The organism is Frankia gtarii, assembly GCF_025403375.1.
Taxonomy (GTDB): Bacteria; Actinomycetota; Actinomycetes; order Frankiales; family Frankiaceae; genus Frankia; species Frankia gtarii.
The window spans coordinates 1-9,117 of record NZ_JAMPTM010000264.1 but is presented as its reverse complement, the minus strand read 5'-3'; the positions used below and the strand labels follow the sequence as shown (position 1 = coordinate 9,117).

7 protein-coding genes are annotated in these 9,117 nt (G+C 69.7%); 6 read left to right on the top strand and 1 reads right to left on the bottom strand.

Translation table 11 applies throughout. The features are described from left to right. Positions 1-425 precede the first annotated feature (425 nt). The 6 genes from NBZ83_RS26290 (at position 426) to NBZ83_RS26265 (ending at position 8,003) form a co-directional block, all read left to right on the top strand. The gene (locus tag NBZ83_RS26290) at positions 426-1,535 is read left to right on the top strand and encodes a hypothetical protein (RefSeq protein ID WP_261570825.1); all 1,110 of its coding nucleotides are present in this window, start codon (positions 426-428) and stop codon (positions 1,533-1,535) included. A gap of 13 nt (positions 1,536-1,548) precedes the next feature. Next, positions 1,549-1,965 carry a DUF6112 family protein gene (locus NBZ83_RS26285; protein ID WP_261570826.1) on the top strand — a complete coding sequence of 139 codons (417 nt, stop codon included), beginning with the start codon at positions 1,549-1,551 and terminating at the stop codon, positions 1,963-1,965. 81 nt (positions 1,966-2,046) lie between these two features. Next, positions 2,047-2,838, top strand: coding sequence for a DUF8175 domain-containg protein (locus NBZ83_RS34670; RefSeq protein WP_498041081.1), 792 nt, complete (start codon positions 2,047-2,049; stop codon positions 2,836-2,838). Then, positions 2,835-4,205, top strand: a complete 1,371-nt coding sequence (locus NBZ83_RS26275; RefSeq protein WP_261575995.1) for a TrbL/VirB6 family protein — start codon at positions 2,835-2,837, stop codon at positions 4,203-4,205. Before NBZ83_RS34670 ends, NBZ83_RS26275 begins: the two co-directional genes overlap by 4 nt. 58 nt (positions 4,206-4,263) lie before the next feature. Further along, positions 4,264-5,766: an SCO6880 family protein gene (locus tag NBZ83_RS26270; protein ID WP_261570829.1), complete on the top strand. Its 1,503-nt coding sequence runs from the start codon at positions 4,264-4,266 to the stop codon at positions 5,764-5,766. Positions 5,767-5,960: 194 nt separating this feature from the next. Beyond that, positions 5,961-8,003 carry a putative type IV secretion/conjugal transfer ATPase gene (locus NBZ83_RS26265; protein ID WP_261570830.1) on the top strand — a complete coding sequence of 681 codons (2,043 nt, stop codon included), beginning with the start codon at positions 5,961-5,963 and terminating at the stop codon, positions 8,001-8,003. On the opposite strand, the gene NBZ83_RS26260 is transcribed toward NBZ83_RS26265, so the two are convergent. After that, on the bottom strand, positions 7,970-8,932 hold the full coding sequence (locus tag NBZ83_RS26260) for an SCO6745 family protein (RefSeq protein ID WP_261570831.1): 963 nt from the start codon (positions 8,930-8,932) through the stop codon (positions 7,970-7,972). The genes NBZ83_RS26265 and NBZ83_RS26260 overlap by 34 nt on opposite strands. Between the last annotated feature and the right edge of the window lie 185 nt (positions 8,933-9,117).

The following is a 9,117-nucleotide window of genomic DNA, read 5'->3' as shown; positions in this document are numbered from 1 at the left end:
CCCCGAGCCCCGCCCCGGCAGCGCCTCGCCCGACACCGGTGCCGACGCCGGCGCCCGTTCCGCCTCGGGCGCGCGTTTCGACGGGTGGGCCTGCCGTTCCCACTGCTCCGACGGGCGCCCCGGGTGACAAGCCGGGCCCGTCCGCCGGGCGCGTCAAGGCCCCGGCGCTTCCGGCCGCGCCCGGCGTGGAGCCGGCACCATCGCCGCGGACCCCTCGTCCGCCGCAGCCCCCCCGCAAGGCCCTACCGGCATCGGCGCCAGATCGGCCCGACACGGCCCGCACGTCGGCCTCGGACGGTCCGCTCAGGCCATGGCAAGAAGCCCGGCGCGCAGCGGGCGACCTGCAGCCATGGGAGGAGATCCCGGTCCGGCTCTCGGTTCGCGACCGGGCCCGCATCCCGTTGCCGGGCTCCTGGCGGGTCACCGTGACCTCGCTTTTCCCGTACTCGGGGACGACGACGCTCGCCGGCGTGATCGGCCTGACCCTCACTGGGGTACGTGCCCATCCGGTGCTCGCCGTCGACCTGTGGCCCGGGGAGTTCCCGACCGAAGGCAAGACGCCGACCTCAAGCGGCGACGAGGACGAGCCCCGCGGCGACTCGCTGACCAACCGGGTCGGCTCCGCCGGGACGACCACCGTCGCGGACGTCGTCCGGCACCAGGCCGGCGAGAGGTCCGCCGCCGAACTGCGCTTGATGATCAGTGGCCGGCGTTCCGGGGGCGCCCGAGACCTCGATGTGCTGCCCGTCCGCCCGGACGCCGGTCAGACCGCGGGCCGCCAGCAGCCCGCCGGCGACGGCCCTCCGGACCTGGACGCGCCCGCCCTCCCGTCCGGTGCACAGCAGTCGGTCACGCCGACCGGGCTGCGGTCGGCTTTGGGCCTGCTCGCACACTCCTATCCGCTGGTTCTGGTCGACGCGCCGACCGGAGCTCCGCTGACAGAGACCGCCGTCGAAGCGGCGGATCTCGTCGTCCTGATCACCCTTGCCACCGCGGCCGATCTGGAAGCGACCCTCATGCGGTTGCAGGCGTTCCGCGAGGCGCCGGGCCGGCGGCCAGCCCGCGACGGGGGGCTGCCGATCGTCGCGGCGATCGTCGCGCCACGGCGCGGTCGGCCGTCGCCCCGCACCCGAGCGGCCGCGGCACGGCTCGCTCGGCAGGTGGACTCCCTCGTCCGCATCCCCTACGACGCCCGGCTGGACCCGAGCCGGCATACGCCGGTCCGTATCCCACGGCTACGCCGGCGTACTCGCCGTGCTTACCTGCGGCTGGCCGCAGTCACCGTGGAAAGCCTGTTCGCGCTGGCAAAGGCCGAGGTCGCGGCCCCTCCATCAGTCGGCGAGCAGCCGACGGGCACCTCACGCGACATCGTCGGACCAGTCACCACACGTACCCAGACCGGCGCGACCGACGGCGCATCGAGCACTACCGCGGATCACCCCACGCCGCCAGGCGTATCATTCGGCGACCTACGGTCACCAACGGCACCCTCAAGGATCGCCGGACCGGATCATCCGGGCGGACCCCGCCCGTGAGAAAGGAACCGCGATGATCCTGGACGCCACCTCCGCCAAGGCGACCGTCATCTTGGCCGACGTGAAGGTGAACCCGGACGACACCAAAGCGCCCGGCATCAACGCGCTGAAAGACCTGGTCAACGGCCTGGCCGCCTATGCGGTGATCGCTGCCGTCGCCGCCGTACTACTCGGCGGGATCGCCTGGGCACTCGGTGAGCGGATGGGACTCGAGCGGGCTTCGACGGTCGGAAAGAGCGGCGTCATCGCCGGCTTCGGTCTGGCATTCCTCGTCGGCGCCGCCGCGGCCTTCATCAACTTCTTCCTGGCCACGGGCGCGACGGCCACCGCACCCGCGCCCAACCCGGGCGGGCAACGCCCACCCGCCGTCGAACTCACCGTCGCCGTTGACCCCGGCGTGGTCCATGACCCATCGTCAACGCTCTTCTGACCGGTTCCCCGGGTATCAGCGGGCGGACATTGCGATGATGACCGTGCCGTCTTGTGAGGGGAGTGGGTGTTGCCGCGCCTGATGGAGAGTGTGGCCAGACGCCTGATCATCATCATCGTCGCCACCGGCACGGTGAGTGTGATCGGCGGATTGGTCATCGGACGCTATGTCATCCCGGACAGGGGCGCGGGTCCAGACACCACCTCAGTCGCGCCCGCACCCACTCCCAGTACAGCTCCACCCCCTAGCCCGCCGGCTGTGTCACCCACACCCACTCTGGTCCCAAAACCAGACTCCGCCGGGGGAGGGTCGCCAGATGCGGCAAGCGGCAGTCAGGTCCCCGGCCTTCCCACCCGTATCAACGAGTTCGGCATCCCAGTTGGATACCCGCATACCGCGGCCGGCGCTGTGAGCGCGTGCGCCAACTACGACAAAGCTTACGGCATACGAGAAAATCGCGTGCCATCACGAATCAAAGACGTTTTCAGATCGATGGCACTTCCCGAGGACGCAGAAAGACTTGCGAACTCAATCATGGAAATCGATAAGCAAAACGCAATTTATTTCAAACTAAACTCCCTCCAGTCGCCGACAATGAATTGGATCGGCCGAGTTACAGGATATTCTGTTCGTTCATATCAAGAAGACGAGGCCAACATTACCCTTTGGGGAATTGTAGGCATCGGAATCTACGATAGTAAAGATCCAAAACTTGCCCCGAGAGAAGGCTGGGGAACGGACAACTGTCAGGTTGTGTGGAACTCGGGGGATTGGAAGCTTAAAGATGCGGGCGACGGGCCGTGGACGCCCGGAATCACCGAGCGGGCAGCCGAAGGTTTCCGTGATTTTCTACTGGTCGGAGCCGGACAGTGACCGTTGATAGCCAAGTACTAGCCCTTCCTCTAAATCCACTCAATGGAATCAAGAGTGCGATTTCGGGGAGTGTGGATGCCTACTTCAACTCGATGGGGACGGCGTTCTGCGGGATGGCCGCAGACCTGTCGAGTTCCGTGTTCAGTTTCGCGGCACAGAAGACGACCATCGATCTAAATGCCGACTATGTTGTCAAGAACTACAACATCGCGTTCGGGATCGCGGTGCTGGTCGTCACCGGGCTCTTTCTCTGTGCCTGCATCATGGGGGCGGTGCGGGGCGACCCGCACGTATTCGTTCGGGCACTCACTGCGACCGGCACCTCGATCCTGGGCTCGTTCATCGCGCTCGCCCTGCTTCAGATGATTCTGACCGCTTCGGACGGCATCGCCGACGCCTTCGGTGATGGGAAACCGTTGGGGGCCGACCTCGTGGCTCAGGTGCGAGCGCTACCGGAACAGGGCAACTTCGCCCTCGATCTCGTGCTGTCGCTGCTGGTCGCCATGTTCTCGTTTGCGCTGTTCGTGGTGCTCTACATTCGCAAGGTCGCAATCATCGTGATGGCGGTCTTCATCCCGCTCTACCTCGCCGGACAGCCGACGATGTCGACGAGCGCATGGATCAAGCGCGCCACCGAGATCCTCCTGGCTCTGATCTTCGCGAAGCCAGTCATCTATGCGATTTTTTCGCTCGGTGCCGGGATGGCCAGCGACTCCACCGGTTCCACGGTCGATCAGACCCTGACGATCCTCGGTGGAACCGTGGTCATGATTGCCGCGGTGTTCGCCCCGTTCGTCCTCATGCACCTCATGGGATTCGCCGACGTCCATCTGATGCGGGCAGTCGGATCGGCGGGCCGGCGTAGCGCGGCGTCCTTCGGCCAGGGCGCGGGCGCACTGCTTGGATCGACGTCCCGCGATACCTTCCGCGGAATCGGTGCCCGGCTCCAGACGCGTAATCGCGGGATGCTCGGTGACAGCGGCGGCATTGGCGTCCAGCCGGGACTCGCGCGGCCAGCCGCGCTACGGACCGGTCGCGGCGGAATCGGCGCGCCCGTGGGCGGATCCTCCCGGGCCGGTGCCGCAACCGCGTCGGTGCGGGGCAGCGGCCGGCCCCGAACCGGCGGCTCCGGCACAGGCGGCGCCGTGCGGCAGCCGGCCCGGTCCGGCGGCCCCACCCGGACGGCCGTCTCGGTCGGCGCCAGCGCCCGGCCGAGCGGTGCGACCCGGGCCGCCACCCGCGTCGCACCGGCCAGGAACGGCGCATCCCCCCGGCCCGGCCAGGCCCGGCCGCCGGTCGCCCCGGCGGCCCGGCCGGCCACGGTGGTCGCGCCGAAACTGCCACCGTCCCGCACCGGCGGTCAGTGAGCACGGCGTGCAAACAGGCAGTACCGCGTAGATGGTCAACCGGCGAGTGAGGTACTAGATGGTCGCGGAACGCAGCTATCGGTTCGGGCCGCTCGAACGCGGCGGCGTCATGCTCGGCATGCGCTGGCCGCAGCTCGCTCTGATGATCGGCGTGATGCTCTGCGTTCTCGGTGCTCTCCGGTCACCGTTGGTAGCCATTCCGCTCTGGGTGCTGTTTGCGGTGGCCCTGCTGTTCGTCGCCTTCGTCCGGGTGGAGGATCGTAACCTCGACCAGTGGGTGCCGATCCTTTTCGGCTTCACGATGCAGAAGGTGACGGGCGAGTCGGTGTTTCGTGGCGCGTTCTTCCGGCTAGGCGCCGGAGAGGACCAGCTCAGCCGCACGGTCCTTCCTGGGCCGCTGTCCTCTCTGGTGATGCTGTCCGTACCGGTCGGCGGCGGCCGGTACGTAGCGGTGGTCAAGGACGCCAAGAAACAGACCTACACCGCCGTCCTGCAGGTGCAGGGCAGCCAGTTCGCCCTGCTGGAGTCCGGCGACCAGCAGGCCAGGGTGGATGCCTGGGGCGAGCTGCTGGCCGGGCTGACGGCCGGCGGCGGCAAACTGTCCCGCATCCAGTGGCTGGAGCGCACCCTGCCCGACTCCGGGGACCAGCTCCAGCGCCACTGGCGGGTCCGCGGCCACCACGACGACTCCTGGGCCGCGGACGCCTACCAACAGGTGATCGACGCGGCCGGTCCCGTCGCCCAGCGGCACGAGACCTACCTGTCGTTCCAACTGCGGGCCAAGGACGCCCGCCGGGCGATCCAGCGGGCCGGCGGTGGCGACCAGGCGGCCTGCGCGGTCCTGCTCGGCGAGCTGCGCACCATGGAGGCGGCGCTCGCCCGGGCGTCGATCAACACGGTCGGCTGGCTGCCACCACGGGCGCTGGCCGCGGTCATCCGCACGACCTACGATCCGTACTCGATCGAGATGATCGACGCCCGCGGCGGCGCGAGCACCGACCTCGCCGGCGGGTTGAAGGGCCTGGCATCCGGAATCGATCCCGCAGTGGCCGGTCCCGTGCGGACCGTCACCGCCTGGGATCATTACCGCACGGACTCGGGCTTCCACACCACCTACTGGATCAACGGCTGGCCCCGGGTGCCCTCGCCAGCCGCCTTCCTCGCTCCGCTGCTGATGGAGACGACCTGCCGGCGCACGGTGTCGCTTGTCGTGGAGCCGCTGCCCGGCCGCAAGGCGGAGAGGGCGGTGAACCGGCGGCGGATGGCGCACCTCGGCGAACAGCAGATGCGAGACAAGGTCGGCAAGGTCACGACGCAGCGGGATGTGGCCGAGGCCGACGAGGTGGAACGGCGCGAGCAGGAGCTGATCGCCGGCTTCGGGGCGTTCCGCTTCCACGGGTTCGTCACGGTCTCCGCCGACGATCTCGACGGGCTCGCCGACGCCTGCGGTGAGGCCGAGACGCTGGCCTCCCGCAGCCGGCTGGAGATGGTGCGCCTCGTCGGAGAACAAGACCAGGGCTTCAGCGTAGGGGCCCTACCGCTGGCGGTAGGAGTGGCTTGACCTCCTCCCTCAGGTGAATGCGGAGGATTCCCACTGCTACACGCGCACCAGGTTGGTGACCACCAGTTCGGCGATCGGGTAGAGCCGGAAACAGGACATGATCCTATCCTCTGAAAGGCAGGTCGATCCGTGGCCGAAAAGGGGCGGCGTTTCCTTTCCGCCGTAAACGGCGGGGTCTCCACGCCGCAGGTCCGATGAGTCCGGAGCACGGCAACCACGCCGACAACGGCAACGGCGCGTTCCATCGCAACGGCGTGCGCCCGGATGCGGCGGATCGGGGCGGCGACCAGGACGGCTTCGTGCCGATCCCGGGCGCGTACGCGATCGGTGACCTCGCCTCCGCGGCGGCCGGCCGCGACGGTGCAGTCCCCTACGCCGGCCACGAGGCGAACGAGTACGGCGACGCCGACGAGACGGACGGGTACGACGACGAGGCGGGCTTCGAGGACGCCGGCTTCGACAATCTCGACCCCCCCAGCTTCGACGAGGCCGGTTACGACCCGGACGGTTACCAGGCGGCGGCGTACGAGGCGGCCGGGCACGACCCGGGACGAGACGCCGAGGGCTTCGTCGACCTCGGCGGCGGTCCGCGGCGGCGCCGGTCGACGCCGCCGGCCGCCCCGTCGCCGCGGCGCAGCCGCCGGACGGAACGGGCCGCCGCCGCGGCGGAGAAGACCGCGATGCGCCGCGCCCAGGCGGCGTTGCGCCGCGGGGCGCAGCCCTCAAAGCTGCTCGGCCCCTTCGCCGGGCGCGCCTATCACAAGATGCGGCTGCCGGCGCACATGGAGACGACAGCGCAGATCGCCGGCATCTACCCGTTCGTGGTCGACTCCGGGCTGGCCGCGCCCGGGATGTACATCGGCCGGCACGTGTGGTCGGGGAACTCGTTCGACTTCGACGTCTTCGAGCTGTACCGCCAGCAGGTCATCGAGAACCCGAACTTCGCGGTGTTCGGTGCGGTCGGCTCCCGCAAGTCGGCGCTGCTCAAGACGCTGATCTCCCGCGGCGCGGCGTTCGGCTACCAGGCGGCGGTGCCCTGTGATCCCAAGGGGGAGTACACCCGGCTGGCCCGCCGGCTCGGCTGCGAGCCCACCTACATCGGTCCGGGCATGGCGACCCGGCTCAACCCGCTGGACGCGCCGCCGCGCCCGATGAACATCGCCGACGCGGACTGGGCGCGGGAGGTCAAGCGGGCCAGGTCGTCGCTGCTGTCGTCGCTGATCGAAACGGCGAAGGGCGTGCCGTTGACCCCGGCCGAGCACACCGCCGTGGACCTCGCTCTCGACGTCGTCACCCGGCAGATCAGCGGCACCTCGCCGGAACGCTGGGCGACCCCGCTGCTTCCGCACGTCCTGGAGGCGATGACCGATCCCACCGAGGAGGACTGCGTCGACCTCCCGATGACGGCCACCGAGCTGCGCGATGCCTCCCGGGACGCCACCCTGACGCTGCGCCGGCTCACCCACGGCGCGCTCGGCGGCCTGTTCGACGGGCCGACGACCTCTCCGCTGGACTTCGACCGGCCGATCGCCGTGCTCAACCTGGAACGGGTCCAGGGCAGCGACGAGATGATCGCACTGATCATGACGTGCGCGCAGGCGTGGATGGAAGCGGCCCTGATGCGCCAGGACGGCGTGCAGCGCTATGTCGTCTACGACGAGTGCTGGCGGCTGATGCGCTTCGCGGGACTCGTCCGCCGGCTCTCCGCGCAGCAGAAGCTCGCCCGCCAGTGGGGATGCGCCAACGCGATCGTCGCCCATCGCATCTCCGACCTGCTGTCCGCCTCCCCGGACTCGGTGGAGATCGCCAAGGGGCTGCTCGCGGAGACGGCGATCCGCATCCTGTACAAGCAGGCATCCGACCAGATCGCCGACACCCAGGAGGCGCTCGGGCTCACCGACGTAGCCGCCGATCTGCTGCCGCGGCTCGATCCGGGCTTCGCGTTGTGGCTCATCGGCGCCCGTGCCTTCTACGTCGAGCACGTGGTCGGTGATCTGGAGATCCCGGTGGTGCTGAACGGGTCGAAGATGCACGGCGAGGTCGACGACACCAACCTGACCCCGGACGACCTCGACCCGGCGGAGCTGGATCCGCCGGATCTCGGTCCGGGGCCGCTGCGTCGCGGCATCGCTGAGGGCGTCGCCGACGACGCGGGGTTCGACGGTGACGACTTCGGCGGGGAGCCGTTCACCGGAGGCTATGGCTATCCCTCGGTCGAACCCAGCTCCACCGGCTGACGCAGGTCCACCATCGACCGCTCCGAGGACGGCGGCCAGTCCAGCCCGATGGGGTTGGGCCAGGTGAACCCGCCGCCCAACGCCACCCGCTCGGCGAGCCCGTACAGCGTCGCGTACAGGTCACCGCGCTCCGCCACGGTCAGTGCCAGGTAGGGGGCTGCAGCCAGCTGATCGGTGGCGTCCTCGATCGCGTCCCGGGCCTGGGCGCCACGCTCGGTCAGCGTGCCGTCGTCGGTGAGCCAGCCGCGCGCGGAAAGATCACGGGCCGCGTCCGCCCACTCCCGCTCGTTCCAACCGCGCGAGATCCGCAACTGCTCACCAGGACTGCGCCCGGTGGCCGCGGCGAGGACCAGCGCCTCGCAGGGGCTGACCTCGGCGTGCACCAAGGCGGCGATGTGCCCGTCGCCCCGGTGCTCCCGCAGCGTCGTCAGCGCCTGCCAGAGCGCCAGGTGCGGCTCGGTGGGAAGGGGCAGTGCCGCGTTGGCGGCGGCCAGCGGCCGCCCGGCGGTGACCGCGGCCGCCGCCGCCCGACCGGCGAGCGCCGCGGCGCGGCGCACCGCCACGCCCGTCGTGTCCAGCCCCCACAGTTCGCGCAGCACGACATCGATCGCCGCGAGGCGGGCGTCGAGCAGCCGGGACGGCGAGGAGTAGGCCCAGACGTCCGGAACGGAGCGGGCAATGCGGCGCGGTGCGAAGTTGTAGAAGGCCGAGGTGATTGTCGCTGCGGACGCCGCACCGAGCGGTGCGGCCCGCATGCCGATGTACCCCATCCAGAAGCCGTGGGAGCCAGCCTCCGCTCCGAAGCGGGGTACCGCGGGATGGAAGTAGATCACCGCGTGAACCGGCTCCCCCACCTCCCAGATCCGGCGGGCGTCATAGGCGCCTGCCGCGCCAAGATCGTCCATGTCCGTCTGTCTACCCTCGCCCATGCAGTTCCTCCCGAGCGTGCGTCGGTTCCAGACTCCCCCCGCACGGGGGCCGTATGCCAGGAAAAAACGTCATGATCGGGCGTCGGCCGGGGCCGGTACCCCGGCCGACGGTCCGCTTCCAGCGGGAACGCGTCGGAAACGCGACGGAAATGACGCTGCTTCGGTTCCCACCCTGGTGCCGGGGG

What these genes read in the sequence shown, in the direction of transcription:
- NBZ83_RS26270 (WP_261570829.1), top strand. Translation starts at nt 4,264, where the DNA reads ATGGTCGCGGAACGCAGCTATCGGTTCGGGCCGCTCGAACGCGGCGGC.
- NBZ83_RS26285 (WP_261570826.1), top strand. Translation starts at nt 1,549, where the DNA reads ATGATCCTGGACGCCACCTCCGCCAAGGCGACCGTCATCTTGGCCGAC.
- NBZ83_RS34670 (WP_498041081.1), top strand. Translation starts at nt 2,047, where the DNA reads ATGGAGAGTGTGGCCAGACGCCTGATCATCATCATCGTCGCCACCGGC.
- NBZ83_RS26265 (WP_261570830.1), top strand. Translation starts at nt 5,961, where the DNA reads ATGAGTCCGGAGCACGGCAACCACGCCGACAACGGCAACGGCGCGTTC.
- NBZ83_RS26260 (WP_261570831.1), bottom strand. Translation starts at nt 8,932, where the DNA reads ATGGGCGAGGGTAGACAGACGGACATGGACGATCTTGGCGCGGCAGGC.